Here is a 16479-nt window from a genome sequence, read left to right as displayed (position 1 = left end):
GCGAGGTTTGATGTTGACCGGGCTGGCCCTTTCGCGAGCAGGCTCGCTCCCACAGGGTCTGATGTACGCATTCCAATGTGGGAGCGAGCCTGCTCGCGAAAGGGCCAGCCCGGTCAACATCAAACCTCGCTGATAAAGGTCCCGGTCCCATCGAGAATATTCTTCAAAGTCTCAACAACCTCATCCATATCCACCATATCCGGGTTGAAGCTGATCTCCAGCACATCATCGCCATTCAACGCATCGGCATCCGCCGCAGCAATCTCGATCTTCAGCAGTTTCGAAGTCAGCGTGACCTTCACCCCGTCAAGCGTCGAAGGCTCGCCATCCAGGGTGATCTCCAGCTCATCCTCATCCGGGTAACGGCTCATCAGGAACATCTCGCCCTTGTCGCTGTGGCAGCAGAGCATGGCCATGTTGTCTTCTTCGTCGTCGCACGGGTTGACGATCAGTAGGGCGGTGGTCATTTGCATTGGGGAAATCCTGGGCAGTGGCGGCGGTGAATCTGTTCGAAGGCGCGATTTTGCCAGTCTCAACCGGTTTGCGCTGCCTGCATCGGTAAAAAGTGGCAAAGCAGGACATTTCTGTCGCCCGGTTCCGAGTAGCGAGAAGGGAAAATCCGACGCCAGCGCAAGGCAATTACCGGATGCGCAAAATCCACCGGAAATTGCGATTTTTCGCTTGTGATCGCGGCCTTTTTACCGTTAGTTTCGCCGCTCTTGCGCAATGGAGTGCGTTACGACAACCCCAAAAAGGGAACTTTGCCATGAACCAATATTTCGATCGCGCCGAAGAAATCCGCCACCTGTCCGATGAACAGATCGAGGAAATCTACAAGCGCTATCTCGAAGGCGAGAAAACTGCCGCGCTGATGGCGGAATTTCAGATCCCTGCGACGGTGCGCAGTCTGCTCAAGGTTCTGCCCCCGGTTATCAGTGCCGACCTCAGTTGTCCTTACTGCAAACTGCCGATGTGGGTGCGCCGACACGCCAGAGGTACTCCGCTTTCGCTGCGCAGTACCTTCAAATGCGTACGCTGTGAGCACCAGCAAAGCCTACCCGGCACCAACACCCGCCACACGACTTGCAGCTGCACAGAATGTTTCAAGGTGCGCCAGCAGCAGCTTGCCGCCCGGGCCACGCGTGATCGCCTGGAATTGGAAGCTCGATATGGCGCGCGATGCCCCGCAGTGCCTTACGCCAATCTGGGGTTTGTGCAGAAGCTGACGTTGCTCGCTTTGCTGGATGATGGTTACGGCGCAACCGTTGAATGGATTGCTCCGTTGAATGCACCATCCAGAGAAGAGCTGCTCGCCCTGACGTTCGAGGCCCGTGAAGAGCTGCTCAAAGGCCTGCACGAAGCCGGGGTGCTGGCAGTTTCCACCGATTCCGACATCAATGCCTTCGATCGCAGCGAGGGCTGCAATATCCGCGAGTACAGCGCGGTGCGCTGGCTGCCCAGCGTCACGCTCGACGGCGTAACGCGCTGTGCCCGCGAGAATTTGTATCAGGTGCTGTATCAGGAGTTGTCGGGCAGCGTCAAAGCCGCCTGGAAGAGCGAAATCTATTCGCTGGTCTTCAGTCTCGCCCGCGAAGCGTCCATTCAATACATCCGTGTGCTGGCCGCTGAAGTGGATTTTGCCTTCACGGCCGAGGCCCGTGCCGAGGAGGTGGTCGGGCAGTTGTTGCAGGACTTCTCGGTGAGTCAGTTGTATTACTTCGCCCGCCTGGCGGTACGAAACGCCGCGCACTTTTATGCCACCGGCAATTCCAAAGGGCGCAGTCACGCCTCCAACACCATTCCGCGCAACATGCTGAGCACGGCGCAGGACGCGCTCGCGCGCAACTGGCGCAAGAACGCCCATCGCGATGCGCGAGTACCGCAAACGGCCTTGCAGCGCTTGCTCTACGACGTGGTGCTCAAGGACAGCGGCGCCGGATTTTCCAAATCGCCGGGCATGTACTGGCGTGACGAACTGGTCCCGCAGTTCTTTTCCGCCGTGGCGTTCGACAGCGACTTGCTCAGCCATCTGCGGCTGTTCTGCCGCGAATGCGATTCGAGCAACATCGACGCCAGCATGGACAAGCAGATCCTGCAGACGATGTGCTACGACTGCGCCACGGTGAGCAAATTCAGAGCCTTTGAGGAACTGCCGGACTGATCCGCGTCAACCGCTGGCGCTGAACCGGATGCCACGCTCAGGGTCGATAACAGGGCCTTGGGCGTTTTCGTTTCCGGATATGTAACCTCTTCGGCGACCGACCTGGCACGAAAGTCCCGTGAAACCGGGGTTTCGAACCTGCATTTCGGCGCACGCCTGCTAGTGTTGATGCAGGCCAAACCCTGCATTTACGTGCCAATGACCGAATATGTCGCAGCACCGCAAGCAGACACATTGTCGCACCCATTAAGCTGCGCAACGGATGAGCACCCGTAAAGGCATTGTCGGCTGTGCTGGCAGTCGCTTTTGCAGATGCTCATTCATGGAAGGTGAATGTGACCTGAGTGTCCCGTCCAGCTTCACCCACCTGTCTCCCTGTTTCCTCTGCCCGAGAATCAGGAACAGGGCGACACCAGCCCCGAAAGGGGTGTTGCACGCGACGCTTTCCATCAATAACAAGCTTAAGCGGAGTACCACAGATGGCGTTCTTCACCGCAGCCAGCAAAGCCGACTTCCAGCACCAACTGCAAGCGGCACTGGCGCAGCACATCAGTGAACAGGCACTGCCACAAGTGGCGCTGTTCGCTGAACAATTCTTCGGCATCATTTCCCTGGACGAGCTGACTCAACGTCGTCTCTCCGACCTCGCTGGCTGTACTCTCTCTGCGTGGCGCCTGCTTGAGCGCTTCGATCACGCGCAACCGCAAGTGCGTGTCTACAACCCCGATTACGAACGCCACGGCTGGCAGTCGACCCACACCGCGGTCGAAGTGCTGCACCACGACCTGCCATTTCTGGTCGACTCGGTGCGTACCGAGCTGAACCGTCGCGGCTACAGCATTCACACCCTGCAGACCACCGTGCTCAGCGTACGTCGTGGCAGCAAGGGCGAACTGCTGGAAGTCCTGCCAAAAGGCAGCACCGGCGAAGGCGTGCTGCACGAATCGCTGATGTACCTGGAAATCGACCGTTGCGCCAACGCGGCCGAGCTGAATGTGCTGAGCAAAGAGCTTGAGCAGGTGCTCGGTGAAGTGCGCGTCGCCGTCGCTGACTTCGAGCCGATGAAAGCCAAGGTGCAGGACATCCTCACCCAGCTCGACAACAGCGCCTATCCGGTCGATGCCGACGAAAAGAACGAAATCAAGAGCTTCCTGGAATGGCTGGTGGGCAACCACTTCACCTTCCTCGGCTACGAAGAGTTCGTGGTTACCGATCAGGCCGATGGCGGCCACATCGAGTACGACCAGAATTCCTTCCTCGGCCTGACCAAACTGCTGCGCACCGGTCTGACCTACGAAGACCTGCGCATCGAAGACTACGCCGTGTCCTACCTGCGCGAACCGACCCTGCTGTCGTTCGCCAAGGCTGCGCACCCGAGCCGCGTACACCGTCCGGCTTACCCGGACTATGTGTCGATCCGTGAAATCGACGCCGACGGCAAAGTCATCAAGGAACACCGTTTCATGGGCCTGTACACCTCGTCGGTGTATGGCGAGAGCGTGCGGGTCATCCCGTTCATCCGCCGCAAGGTCGAAGAAATCGAGCGCCGCTCCGGCTTCCAGTCCAAGGCCCACCTGGGCAAGGAACTGGCGCAGGTCCTCGAAGTGCTGCCGCGTGACGACCTGTTTCAGACCCCGGTCGACGAACTGTTCACCACCGTGATGTCGATCGTGCAGATCCAGGAGCGCAACAAGATCCGCGTGTTCCTGCGCAAAGACCCGTACGGTCGCTTCTGCTACTGCCTGGCCTACGTGCCGCGCGACATCTATTCCACCGAAGTCCGCCAGAAGATCCAGCAAGTGCTGATGGAGCGCCTGAAGGCTTCCGACTGCGAGTTCTGGACCTTCTTCTCGGAATCCGTGCTGGCCCGCGTGCAGCTGATTCTGCGCGTCGATCCGAAGAACCGCCTCGACATCGACCCGGTACTGCTGGAAAAAGAAGTGGTCCAGGCCTGCCGCAGCTGGCAGGACGACTACGCCGCACTGACCGTCGAAAGTTTCGGCGAAGCCCACGGCACCAACGTGCTGGCCGACTTCCCGAAAGGCTTCCCGGCCGGTTACCGCGAGCGTTTTGCCGCGCATTCGGCCGTGGTCGACATGCAGCACCTGCTGAGCCTCAACGAAAAAAATCCGCTGGTGATGAGCTTCTATCAGCCGCTCGGTCAGGTCTCCGGCCAGCGCGAGCTGCATTGCAAGCTGTATCACGCCGACACGCCGCTGGCGCTGTCCGACGTCCTGCCGATTCTGGAAAACCTCGGCCTGCGCGTACTCGGTGAATTCCCGTACCGTCTGCGTCACACCAACGGCCGCGAATTCTGGATTCACGATTTCGCTTTCACCGCCGCCGAAGGTCTGGACCTCGACATCCAGCAACTCAACGACACCCTGCAGGACGCGTTCGTGCACATCGTGCGCGGCGATGCCGAAAACGATGCGTTCAACCGTCTGGTGCTGACCGCCGGTCTGCCATGGCGCGACGTGGCGCTGCTGCGTGCCTACGCCCGTTACCTGAAGCAGATTCGTCTGGGCTTCGACCTGGGTTACATCGCCAGTACCCTGAACAACCACACCGACATCGCTCGCGAACTGACCCGGTTGTTCAAGACCCGTTTCTACCTGGCGCGCAAGCTCGGCAGCGACGATCTGGAAGACAAGCAACTGCGTCTGGAACAAGCGATTCTGACCGCACTGGACGATGTTCAGGTGCTCAACGAAGACCGCATCCTGCGTCGTTACCTCGACCTGATCAAAGCCACCCTGCGTACCAACTTCTATCAGACTGACGCCAACGGCCAGAACAAGTCGTACTTCAGCTTCAAGTTCAACCCGCATGCGATCCCTGAGCTGCCGAAGCCAGTGCCGAAGTTTGAAATCTTCGTCTACTCGCCACGCGTCGAAGGCGTGCACCTGCGCTTCGGCAACGTTGCCCGTGGTGGTCTGCGCTGGTCCGACCGTGAAGAGGACTTCCGTACCGAAGTGCTCGGCCTGGTAAAAGCCCAGCAAGTGAAGAACTCGGTCATCGTGCCGGTGGGTGCGAAGGGCGGCTTCCTTCCGCGTCGCCTGCCACTGGGCGGCAGCCGTGACGAGATCGCGGCCGAGGGCATCGCCTGCTACCGCATCTTCATTTCCGGCCTGTTGGACATCACCGACAACCTGAAGGACGGCGCACTGGTACCGCCGGTCAATGTCGTGCGTCATGACGACGATGACCCGTACCTGGTGGTCGCGGCGGACAAGGGCACTGCAACCTTCTCCGACATCGCCAACGGCATTGCCATCGATTACGGCTTCTGGCTGGGTGACGCGTTTGCGTCCGGTGGTTCGGCCGGTTACGACCACAAGAAAATGGGCATCACCGCCAAGGGCGCGTGGGTCGGCGTGCAGCGCCACTTCCGCGAGCGCGGCATCAATGTTCAGGAAGACAGCATCACCGTGGTTGGCGTCGGCGACATGGCCGGCGACGTGTTCGGTAACGGCCTGTTGATGTCCGACAAGCTGCAACTGGTCGCTGCGTTCAACCACATGCACATCTTCATCGACCCGAACCCGAACCCGGCGACCAGTTTCGTCGAGCGTCAGCGTCTGTTCGATCTGCCGCGTTCGGCCTGGACCGACTACGACACCAGCATCATGTCCGAAGGTGGCGGTATCTTCTCGCGCAGCGCGAAGAGCATCGCGATCTCGCCGCAGATGAAAGAACGCTTCGACATCCAGGCTGACAAGCTGACCCCGACCGAACTGCTCAACGCCTTGCTCAAGGCGCCGGTGGATCTGTTGTGGAACGGCGGTATCGGCACCTACGTCAAGGCCAGCACCGAAAGCCACGCCGATGTCGGCGACAAGGCCAACGATGCACTGCGCGTCAACGGTAACGAGCTGCGCTGCAAAGTCGTGGGCGAGGGCGGTAACCTCGGCATGACCCAACTGGGTCGTGTGGAATTCGGCTTGAATGGCGGCGGCTCCAACACCGACTTCATCGACAACGCCGGTGGCGTGGACTGCTCCGACCACGAAGTGAACATCAAGATCCTGCTGAACGAAGTGGTTCAGGCCGGTGACATGACCGACAAGCAACGCAACCAGTTGCTGGCGAGCATGACCGACGAAGTCGGCAATCTGGTGCTGGGCAATAACTACAAGCAGACTCAGGCCCTGTCCCTGGCGGCGCGCCGTGCCTACGCGCGCATCGCTGAGTACAAGCGTCTGATGAGCGATCTGGAAGGCCGTGGCAAGCTGGACCGTGCCATCGAGTTCCTGCCGACTGAAGAGCAACTGACCGAGCGCGTCGCTGAGGGCCACGGCCTGACCCGTCCTGAGCTGTCGGTGCTGATTTCCTACAGCAAGATCGACCTCAAAGAGCAGTTGCTGGGCTCGCTGGTGCCGGACGACGATTACCTGACCCGCGACATGGAAACGGCGTTCCCGCCGACCCTGGTCAGCAAGTTCTCCGAAGCCATGCGTCGCCATCGTCTGAAGCGCGAGATCGTCAGCACCCAGATCGCCAACGATCTGGTCAACCACATGGGCATCACCTTCGTGCAGCGACTCAAAGAGTCGACCGGCATGAGCCCGGCGAACGTGGCTGGCGCTTACGTGATCGTGCGCGACATCTTCCACCTCCCGCACTGGTTCCGTCAGATCGAAGCGCTGGACTATCAGGTTTCCGCTGACGTGCAGCTGGAACTGATGGACGAGCTGATGCGTCTGGGCCGTCGCGCCACGCGCTGGTTCCTGCGTGCCCGCCGCAACGAGCAGAATGCTGCCCGTGACGTCGCGCACTTCGGTCCGCACCTGAAAGAGCTGGGTCTGAAACTCGACGAGCTGCTCAGCGGCGAAATCCGCGAGAACTGGCAGTCGCGCTATCAAGCGTACGTCGAAGCCGGTGTGCCGGAATTGCTGGCGCGTATGGTTGCGGGCACTTCGCACCTGTACACGCTGCTGCCGATCATCGAAGCCGCAGACGTCACCGGGCAGGACCCGGCCGAAGTGGCCAAGGCTTACTTCGCCGTCGGCTCTGCGCTGGACATCACCTGGTACCTGCAACAGATCAGCGCTCTGCCGGTGGAAAACAACTGGCAGGCTCTGGCCCGTGAAGCGTTCCGTGATGACGTCGACTGGCAGCAACGGGCGATCACCATCTCCGTCCTGCAACAGGGCGACGGCTCCCAGGATGTGGAAGCACGCTTGGCGCTGTGGATGGCCCAGCACGAAAGCATGATCGAACGCTGGCGCGCCATGCTGGTGGAAATCCGTGCTGCGAGCGGTACGGACTACGCTATGTACGCGGTGGCCAACCGTGAACTGCTGGATCTGGCGTTGAGCGGGCAAGCGATCGTGCCTGCGATCACTGCGAATGCCGAGCTTGAACTGGCGTAAGTAGTGGCTGAATGAAGAAGCCCCGCTCTCGAAAGAGGCGGGGCTTTTTCTTGTCTGTCATTCAGAACGTCTCGGCGCAGCGGAAGGCGAAGCTACCAACGCCGTCGGCACGGGGCAGGGATGTTCCGGTTACGACAATCTGATTGTTCTGAATAGCAAGGCCTCCCGCCATGTCGAGCACGTCGGTCAGATTGATCACCAGCACACCGTCGTCGGCAAAACCGCGATCCGGAGCGCCGTCCGATTTGAACTGGGCAATGACGATTTCGGAGTCTTCTTCGCCGTGGGTGCTGGAAAGCAACACGATGCGTACGCCTTCTCGCAGCGTGCCAGCAGTCCATTGGATGCCGAAAGGCGCATCGGAATAAGACGTCAGGACTGGCCTCCCTTCATTGAAGTCGCTGGCGTATTTGCCATTTCTGTCGACACAAACCAGGACGCCCCTGTGAACAAGATCCTCCGAGGTGGCGCTACCGATGCCGAGGATGTTGCCATCAGGCATTTCGACCAGTTGGTTGATCTGACTGAGCTTGTCCAGGCGGTCGAACAGGGCAAAACCGTTATCGCCAAAGCTGCTGACAGGCTTACCTGCGGCGTCGAAGAGGGCGATCATTGCGCGGTAGCGGTCTTTACGTGAAACGTAACCTGCGATGGCGAATTTGCCGTCCTGCAGCCGGATCAGTGAGCCAGCCCACGTGGAATTGTCCAGGTATCGAATCGTGATGTAACCCTGTCCTTGGCCAAAGGAAGTGTCCAGAGCCCCGTCGCTATGCAGCCTGATCAAAAGACCGTATTGGTCATTGGGGGAATATTGATGATTGCTCAGGACCATCAGTTTTCCGTCGGCCAGTTCAATGGCATGGCCACTGTAATCGGATGCCGTAATGCGTTTTTGTCCCGGTGCTGCCTCGGAAGGCGTGAGGGCGGGCAACGGAATCTGGCTGACGATGACCACGCCGTTGTCGCCAAATCCGCTCTCGGGCGTTCCGTCATTGCGAAACATTGCCAAGCAGCGCTGTGGTCGTGCGTATTCGTGTAGGACAAAAGCACCCTGAAGCAACAGATTGTTGTTCTTGAGGATGCTGATGCTGCCACCCGTGGATTTATAGCCCTGCGCGAAAACCCCGGTCGCCACGCCATCCCGGGCAAACGAAGCGTCCTGTGTGCCATCAGGCTTCAACCGCACAATGGCGAACTTGTTGCCCGCACTGGCGGCGATCAGCAGCTTGCCGTCCGCCGCGACGGTAACTGCGTTGGCGAAGCCGTTTTCCTGATCGGGATATTCAAACCAGGTGAGGCCATTTTTGTTGGGGCCGAAAGTGGGGTCCAGGTTATGCACGGCAGTGTCTTTGACTTCAGTCATGGTCAGCTCCTCGAATACGCTGTTTTTGCGTAAAGCGATCAGTCGATAGAGACCGGCACATCAACGCAGTGCTGGTATTTGGGAAGCTTTCGATCGCGCTGTCCACTGTCAGACCTGACAGTGGACAGCGGGGGATGATTGTGGATCTGGAAGGGATGGCCAGTCTTGGCGGGGATTTAATGTCTGAGGGTTTTTGTGGTGTCTGGTCTGGCGCCTTCGCGAGCAGGCTCGCTCCCACAGGGATTCGCATTCCAAATGTGGGAGCGAGCCTGCTCGCGAAGAGGTATTTACATTCAATACAACTTTTGAGCTGGTTTACCCTCGAGCATCGACACTTTCTCCCCCGGCCGCACGACCAGATTACTCAGCGAACGGTCAAACTCGCGCAACGCCGCCAGCTGCAATTCCTCCTGCTGATTGATATCCGCGACGATCTCTTCCGAGCGCTTGAAGTCCGCCCACACCGGCGTCAGTTCCCGCGCCTGCGAGCCCTTCGCCGTGCCGATGTAGTTCAATTGCGCATCGTAAAAATCAGCACTGACATCCGCGCGGATATCCGAGCTGCGCGAGGTGATCAGTTGGCTATGGGTATCGACGATCGCCACCACATCCGGCCTGGCCGCGCGCAGGCTTTGCATGTCCGGGTACACCGTCACCGAGCCGAACTGGCGTTGCAGCGAAGCGTTGACCCACTCCACCGCCCGATCCGGGCTGGAGCTGGCAACGTAGGCGTCGTGGATCGGTTGCACCAGCAGGCTCTGACCAAAACCGGTGCCGGCCTTGGCCTGATACTCGCGCAAGTATTGGCGATTGGCCTGGGTGCCGGGGCTGTAAATCACCCCCAGCGAGACGCCGGGACCGCTGTTGACCTGAGTAGCACTGCTGCGACCGGTCGGGTGCGGCAGCAGCGTGTCGAGGGATGACACGGCTTGCGGAGCAGTGGGAACAGAGCAGGCAGAGAGCATCAAAACGGAGATCGCCAGCAGGGCGGGAAGCGCAGGTTTCATGGTGTTTCTCCCGTGAAACAAGGTCTGTCGATGAGTGTGCACGGGCCGAAGATATCGGCGGATATTCAGGGTAAACCTGCCGGCCTGACCGTTGGCTGAATAACCTTTGCGTGGTTAGTTTTATTGGCTTTAAGCGTTTGCAGTTAATGCCGCGACGCAATAAAAAAGGCGCAAATGCTCGATTCGCGCCTTTCGTTTATGGCTGATCAGGCAGCCATCAGTTTTCCAGCGGGATCAGCACCTGCTCATCCGGGGCCAGCACCATGAACACCAGCAACTTGGCCGGCTTGGTCGAACTGGCGTTTTTCGACACCAGATGCTCGGAACCGGCCGGCTCGTACCAGAACTGGCCCTTCTTGTAAGTGATCGCTTTTTCGCCCTTGACCTGTGAAATCACCTCGCCGTCGAGCACGTAAGCCATCGCCGTACCCTCGTGTTTGTGCGCGATCGAGGACTGCCCGGGCTGGTAGTCGACTTCGATCATCATGGCTTTTTTGCCGGGGGCGTTTTTCAGCAGTTGTTCCTGCAGAACGGTGATTTTTTCGGATGGATCGTGGGCCATTGCCGAAGCGGAGAGGCTGAAGACGAGGGCGGCAGCGACGAGGTGCAGGGCTTTCATGGCGGGTTACCTGTGATGGTTGGGGTGTGCTCACAGTAGGCCGCAAGGTGGCCGGTTCAAACCGCCAATATTCGCGAAGATCAGGTGACCAATTCTGGTTCAAAAGCGAAGATCGCAGCCTTCGGCAGCTCCTACAGGGGAACGCATTCCAGAGTAGGAGCTGCCGAAGGCTGCGATCTTTTGATCTTGCTTTTAGACGATAGGAAAGCTGTTGAAATCGACGCTATTGGCCAGGCGGCTATCGATCAGGTCGATAAACCCCTGTGCCTCGGGCCGGTTGAAATGCGCCTGCATCGCCGCTTCCGACTGCCAGCGCGCGCTGACCGTCCAGCGGTGGCTGTCCTCGGGGCAGCGGTCGACCAGGTAGGAATCGCAGCCCGGGGTTTCGCGCAGGGTGTCGACGATCTTCTGCAATTGCTTGCCGAGCTCTTCCGAGCGGCCCGTAACCGCCTTGACCTCAACCGTGTTGATCACTTCGTTGGACATTGCTCACACTCCTGAATCAGGCCGGACGAATCCTGCTCATTGAGGGATAACGCCTGTGCAGAATAGGCCTGCCGCCGTGAATCACCAATAACCAATCGGCGGTAAAAGCCTTATACCAACGGCTCATGACAGCTGTTCGAGGATGTCACGCAGGCGATCGAGGGCGATGTCGATGTCGAGGGTTTCGATGGCGCCGAAGCCGAAATACAGGCCTTCTTTCGCCGGCTGCTGGTAGTAGAAACCACTGATCGCATACAGGCCGACCTCGACCTTTTTTGCCAGCTCGATGACCAGCGGCAAATCGATCGGCACCTTGCAGAGCACCGCCATGTGAAATCCGGCACTGGCCGGCACGGCTTGCAGCCATGGCGCCAGATCCGTCGCCATGCGCTCCAGGATGCGTTCGCGACGTTGCGCGTAGATCGTGTGGCAGCGGCGGATGTGCTTGAGCAGGCAACCCTCGGCGATGAACTTGGCCAGCGCCCATTGCGGCAAGGTTGAGGCGTGCAGATCGGTCAGCTGTTTGGCGCGAATCACTGCCTCGATGATCGACGGCGGCAGGATCGCGTAGCCCAGGCGCAACTCCGGCAGCAAGGTTTTCGAGAAGGTGCCGACATAGGCGACGATACCGCGCTGATCGAGGTTGTACAGCGAATCGGTGGGCCGGCCCTCGTAGCGGAATTCGCTGTCGTAATCATCCTCGATGATGATCGCGCCGAGCTCGTGGGCACGGGCGAGCAGGGCCTCGCGGCGCGCCTGACTCATCGCCATACCCAGCGGAAACTGGTGCGACGGCGTGACATAAATCAGCCGCGTGCCATCGGGAATCTGCTCGACCTGAATACCCTCGGCATCCACCGGCACCCCGACCACTTCGGCGCCGTGGGTGCCGAACAGCAAGCGCGCGGGCGGATAGCCCGGATCTTCCATGGCCACCAGACTGCCGGGGCGGGTCAGTACGCGAGCAATCAGGTCCAGCGCCTGCTGCGCGCCGTTGCACACCACGATGTCCTCGTCCTGACAGTTGATGCCGCGAGAAAACGCGATGTGCCGGGCGATCGCATTGCGCAGCGCCGGCAAGCCTTCGGCGACGCTGTAGAAACCTTTCGACTGCGCCATCTGCCGCATCGCATGGGCGACGCAGCGGCGCCAGTCGTCGTGCGGGAACTGGCCTTTGCTGGTGGCGCCACCGATGAAGTCGTAGCGCAGCGAACCTTCCAGCGTCGGGTGGCGCAGGAACACCGGCAGATTGCGCCAGCTCTCGATCACCTCGGCACTGGCCAGCTCGGTGTGGCTCTGCTTGCGCTGCACCTGTGCCGGGCGGGCGTTGACGTAGGTGCCTTTGCCGATCACCCCGGTGAGGAAATTTTCGTAGGTCAGCTGCGCATAGGTGTCGGAAATGGTCTTGCGCGAAATGCCCAATTGCTCGGCCAGCAAGCGACTCGGCGGCAACTGCGTACCCGCCGCCAGTCGCCCGGATTCAATCGCCGCGCGCAACTGCTGATACAACTGACCGGCAAGATCCTTGCGGCCGTTGATCACGACATGAAGTTCCATACCGACGAGGCTCCCGGGTGTTGAGTGAAGTGTCGGTCAGATTAGCGTTGTTGGGCTTTTGGCAGTAGTTGCGTGGAGTAAAAACCGCAAATTGGCGCAAGTCCCTGTGGGAGCGAGCCTGCTCGCGAAAGCGGTGGGTCAGTTACCTGATCGTTCCCACGCTCCGCGTGGTAACGCCTCCCGTGACGCTCTGCGTCACAGTGGACGCGGAGCGTCCATGGCTGCGTTCCTTTGCTGCGCGTGGGAACGATCAGCGCGTAAAGGTAGGGGGGCAGTGGTGTAGCCGAAATTCGTGGAATTGGGGCTGTAACACAGCCTGCACAGCCCGTACCGTGAACTCATCATTCCGCCTGCCGAGAGCCGCGCCATGTCCCTGCGTCTGGATTACTACAACGCGTCGCCCAAGGCGATGAAAGCGATGCTTGCCATGGAGGCGCTGACCAGCAATCTGAGTATCGAAGCGCCGCTGCTGCAATTGATCCGGATCCGCGCTTCGCAACTCAACGGCTGTGCGTTCTGCACCGACATGCATTCGGTGGACGCGCGGCGAGCCGGGGAGAGTGATCGGCGTCTTTACGCGATTGCGGTGTGGCGCGACAGCAACTTCTTCAACCCCCGCGAACGCGCGGCGCTGGCCTGGGCCGAGGCGGTGACGCTGTTGGCCGAAAGCCACGTGCCGGATGACGTTTACCAACAGTCGCGCGAGCAATTTGATGAAGGTGAACTGGTGGACCTGACGGTTGCGGTCAGCACCATCAACAGCTGGAACCGCCTGGCCGTGAGCTTCCGCCAGACCCCGAGTGATTGAGTTGCGTCGTAAAAACAAAACGAGAGAAAGAAGAGGTACACGCCGATCGTTCCCACGCTCAGCGTGGGAATGCCTCAAGGGACGCTCCGCGTTCCAATGGGAAGCAGAGCGTCCCAGGCTGCATTCCCACGCAGGAGCGTGGGAACGATCAGTCCTTCACTGCGGCGGTCGCTGCGGTTTCACTGATGTGCCAAACGTATTGCCCATCCGCGTACTGGTCGCGGCCGGGGTCGCCAGCCCTACCTGATTCGGCGGTCGCTTGTGCACCGGCACATTCAACGCTTCGATGTTCTTCTGCGCTGCCGCCGCGCCGTCGGGATTGTTGCCCATCTGCTGGCTCAGGCAATCGTAATTCGGCGCCTTGTAACCGCCGACCGTGACCTCGACACAGCCCAGCGGCTCCTCCGCCTGCGCTGCGCCCACCGTCATCAGCAAGACCCACATCCACCGTGTTTTCATGTCCGCCTCCTGGCCCGCCCGATTGGGCCGCTCTGGATTTGAGTCTAGTGCAAGCGCGGCGCAAAACCCGTGATGGTTTTTTTGCACCGCCCGTCATACCAGAGTCATAAATGCCCCGCAGGATAGCGATTTTCAGGGGTGCGCCAGTCGTGCAGCGAGGCAGTTCGCGGATCAGTCTTCAGCGCTCGGCGACGCTTGTGCGCCGCGCGGGTCTGGGGTGGTTGCTCGGTCTGCTGGCCAGCGCAGCCCATGCTGATCCGGCAGCGGCGGACATGCGCATGACCTTGCACATCCCGGCGCAGGAGCTGGCCCGGGCGTTGGATCAATACAGCCGCGCCACGGGCGTCGCGGTGTTGGTCGACAGTCAGTTGAGCCGGGGCCGTCGCTCCCTCGCCGTGGATGGCGAATTCACCGCCGCCGACGCCTTGCGCCATCTGCTCGGCGGCACCGGGTTGATGGCGCGTTACGCCCGCGCCGACGCGTTCACCCTGCAAGCGGCGCAGGTGGAAGACCTGCCAGTGCCGACGGACAAACCCACGCCGGCCGCTGTCGCGGTCAACCGCAGTTACGCGACGGCGGTGCAAGCGGCGATCGAGCGCAAGCTGTGTCGTTCGCCGCTGACCCGACCGGGCAGTTATCGCGCGGTGTTGCAGGTGTGGGTCGGGCGCGACGGCGTGGTGCAGCACAACCGGTTGGTCACTTCGACCGGTGATGTACGGCGCGATAACGCGCTGGTGGAAAGTTTTCGCAACCTCACAATCGATCGGCCGACGCCCAGCGCCTTGCGCCAGCCGGTCACGTTGCTGTTGTTACCGGAGTCGTCAGGGAAACGCATGGAATGCACGAGATGGGAAGGAGTTTCCGGGGGATGAAAGACGCCGGACAAAGCGTGATGGGCCAGCTGTTCCTCAGCTCCTACGAGGATTTTCGCGTGCGCCTGCGCCGCCGCCTCGGTTCCGAGGACCTGGCCAATGACGTGCTGCACGAAACCTGGCTGCGGGTCGATCGCATGGAGACCCCGCCAAACCTGCTCAAGCCCAACGCCTATCTGTATCGCATGGCCCTCAACATTGCCGCCGACCGTCGTCAGGCCGATGCGCGCCTGCTCACCGGCACCGAAGTCGAGGAACTGCTGCAACTGGGAGACGAAGCCCTCGACCCGGCGCGGGTGGTCGGTGGGCAAAAGGAGATGCAGGCCCTGCTCAGCGCCTTGTACGAACTGCCCGCACGACGTCGGCGGATCTTCATCGCCGCGCGGCTGGAAGAGGCGCCACACCTGGAAATCTCCCAGCGTTTCGGCATCTCCACGCGCATGGTCGAGAAGGAAATCAAAGCCGCGCTGGGCTTCTGCGCAGCGAAACTGGAAAGAAAAGTGTTTCAGCGGTTCGGTCGCGGGGCCGGAAAACCGTCTAGCGAATAGTGACCCGATTAATCCGTTGAGAATTTGCGCGTTTGAACATCTTTCGACTGAAACCCGCCGAGCCTTCGGCCACCGAGTCTCTGCACAGCGAAGCCCACGACTGGCTGATCCTGCTGACCTCGGGCCGTGCCACTGTCGCCGACGCCCGCGCCCTGCGCGAATGGTGCGCGCAGAGTGGCGAACACGCCCGGGCCTTCGAAGAAGCCAAGCGGCTATGGCATCACCTGCAACCGGCCGCCGAAGCGTTGCAGGGCCGACGCAGCTTAGGCCGACGGGCATTTCTCGGCGGTGCGATTGCCGCATCCGCCGCATTCCTGCTGGTGCGCGGCACGATTCCCGGCGGCTTCGAAGGGTTGGGCGCCGACTACATCACCGAAGTCGGCCAGCAACGCCGCGTCGAACCGGCGCAAGGCGTCAGCCTCGAACTCAACACCCAAACCCGCATCAACCAGCGCAGCGTCGAAAACGGCGTGCAGGGCTTTGAACTGGTCAGCGGCGAAGTCGAAGTGCAAACCGCACGCCTGCCACTCGCGATGCAGGCCGGAGCAGGGTGGTTGCGCGCCAGCCAGGCGCGCTTCAACCTGCGCAACACCGACCAGCAAGTCTGCGTGACCTGCCTCGACGGCGCGGTCGACGTCGCAATCGACGGTCGTAACCTACGCCTCGAAGCCGGCCAGCAAGTCACCTACGACGCACGGCAAATCGGCAACGTACAAACCGTCGACACCGCCGCCGTGATGAACTGGCGCCAACAAGTGCTGGTGTTCAACGGCGCCACCCTCAGCCAGATGATCGACGAAATCAACCGCTACCGCCCCGGCATGCTCCTGCTGCTCAACCGCGAACTCGGCCAACGCCGCGTCCAGGCCCGCTTCAACCTCGACCAACTCGCCGGCGTCGCCCTGCTGATCCGCGACGCCTACGGCGTCAAATGCACCGAACTGCCCGGTGGCGTCGTAGTGCTCAGCTAACTGCCTGCCACACACAGATCCCCTGTGGGAGCGAGCCTGCTCGCGAAGGCGGTTGCTCAACTGACCAATATCTTCCGGTCGCACTCGATCCCTGTGGGAGCTGGCTTGCCAGCGATGACGGTCTAACAGCCACCCAACCTGCAACTGACCGCCCCCAACCCAATTGTGGGAGCGAGCCTGCTCGCGAAAGCGGTTGCCCAACTGACCAATATCTTCCGGTCGCACTCGATCCCTGTGGGAGCTGGCTTGCCAG

The 16479-nt window shown here is 60.6% G+C and carries 13 protein-coding genes; 6 read left to right on the top strand and 7 right to left on the bottom strand.

The window, feature by feature from the left end:
* Positions 1-119: 119 nt before the first annotated feature.
* On the bottom strand, positions 120-473 hold the full coding sequence (locus D8U82_RS01505) for a hypothetical protein (RefSeq protein ID WP_016774987.1): 354 nt from the start codon (positions 471-473) through the stop codon (positions 120-122).
* A gap of 293 nt (positions 474-766) precedes the next feature.
* Between D8U82_RS01505 and D8U82_RS01500 the strand changes: the two genes are divergently transcribed.
* Entirely contained in the window at positions 767-2161 is a 1395-nt protein-coding gene (locus tag D8U82_RS01500; protein ID WP_130901532.1) for a hypothetical protein, read from the top strand.
* A 479-nt stretch (positions 2162-2640) separates the two neighbouring features.
* Positions 2641-7536, top strand: coding sequence for an NAD-glutamate dehydrogenase (locus D8U82_RS01495; RefSeq protein ID WP_125927361.1), 4896 nt, complete (start codon positions 2641-2643; stop codon positions 7534-7536).
* A gap of 61 nt (positions 7537-7597) precedes the next feature.
* On the opposite strand, the gene D8U82_RS01490 is transcribed toward D8U82_RS01495, so the two are convergent.
* From D8U82_RS01490 to D8U82_RS01470, 5 genes are all read right to left on the bottom strand, one after another.
* Complete coding sequence (locus tag D8U82_RS01490; RefSeq protein ID WP_130901531.1) at positions 7598-8899, bottom strand: hypothetical protein; 1302 nt, start codon at positions 8897-8899, stop codon at positions 7598-7600.
* A gap of 293 nt (positions 8900-9192) precedes the next feature.
* Positions 9193-9906 carry an ATPase gene (locus D8U82_RS01485; RefSeq protein ID WP_125927363.1) on the bottom strand — a complete coding sequence of 238 codons (714 nt, stop codon included), beginning with the start codon at positions 9904-9906 and terminating at the stop codon, positions 9193-9195.
* 217 nt (positions 9907-10123) lie between these two features.
* Positions 10124-10525 (bottom strand): cupin domain-containing protein, encoded by a 402-nt coding sequence (locus D8U82_RS01480; RefSeq protein WP_130886983.1) that lies wholly within the window; start codon positions 10523-10525, stop codon positions 10124-10126.
* 192 nt (positions 10526-10717) lie between these two features.
* Positions 10718-11011, bottom strand: a complete 294-nt coding sequence (locus D8U82_RS01475; protein ID WP_130901530.1) for an antibiotic biosynthesis monooxygenase family protein — start codon at positions 11009-11011, stop codon at positions 10718-10720.
* Positions 11012-11134: 123 nt separating this feature from the next.
* Entirely contained in the window at positions 11135-12568 is a 1434-nt protein-coding gene (locus tag D8U82_RS01470) for a PLP-dependent aminotransferase family protein (RefSeq protein WP_130901529.1), read from the bottom strand.
* A 367-nt stretch (positions 12569-12935) separates the two neighbouring features.
* On the opposite strand from D8U82_RS01470, the gene D8U82_RS01465 reads away from it, so the two are divergent.
* Positions 12936-13376, top strand: coding sequence for a carboxymuconolactone decarboxylase family protein (locus D8U82_RS01465; RefSeq protein WP_130901528.1), 441 nt, complete (start codon positions 12936-12938; stop codon positions 13374-13376).
* Positions 13377-13532: 156 nt separating this feature from the next.
* Here the strand turns inward: D8U82_RS01465 and D8U82_RS01460 are convergent, their stop codons facing one another.
* On the bottom strand, positions 13533-13820 hold the full coding sequence (locus D8U82_RS01460) for a hypothetical protein (RefSeq protein ID WP_241668028.1): 288 nt from the start codon (positions 13818-13820) through the stop codon (positions 13533-13535).
* 164 nt (positions 13821-13984) lie between these two features.
* On the opposite strand from D8U82_RS01460, the gene D8U82_RS01455 reads away from it, so the two are divergent.
* Genes D8U82_RS01455 through D8U82_RS01445 form a run of 3 tightly spaced genes read left to right on the top strand, consistent with a single transcriptional unit; the run spans position 13985 to position 16226 of the window.
* Positions 13985-14707: a secretin and TonB N-terminal domain-containing protein gene (locus D8U82_RS01455; protein ID WP_161984069.1), complete on the top strand. Its 723-nt coding sequence runs from the start codon at positions 13985-13987 to the stop codon at positions 14705-14707.
* On the top strand, positions 14704-15255 hold the full coding sequence (locus D8U82_RS01450; RefSeq protein ID WP_122698125.1) for an RNA polymerase sigma factor: 552 nt from the start codon (positions 14704-14706) through the stop codon (positions 15253-15255). The genes D8U82_RS01455 and D8U82_RS01450 overlap by 4 nt, the downstream gene beginning before the upstream one ends.
* A gap of 32 nt (positions 15256-15287) precedes the next feature.
* The gene (locus D8U82_RS01445; RefSeq protein ID WP_130901525.1) at positions 15288-16226 is read left to right on the top strand and encodes a DUF4880 domain-containing protein; all 939 of its coding nucleotides are present in this window, start codon (positions 15288-15290) and stop codon (positions 16224-16226) included.
* Positions 16227-16479 lie beyond the last annotated feature (253 nt).

This window comes from Pseudomonas sp. Sample_23 (genome assembly GCF_004307595.1).
Lineage (GTDB): Bacteria > Pseudomonadota > Gammaproteobacteria > Pseudomonadales > Pseudomonadaceae > Aquipseudomonas > Aquipseudomonas atacamensis.
The sequence above is the reverse complement of the archived record's forward strand: the minus strand, read 5'-3'. Positions and strand labels throughout refer to the sequence as shown.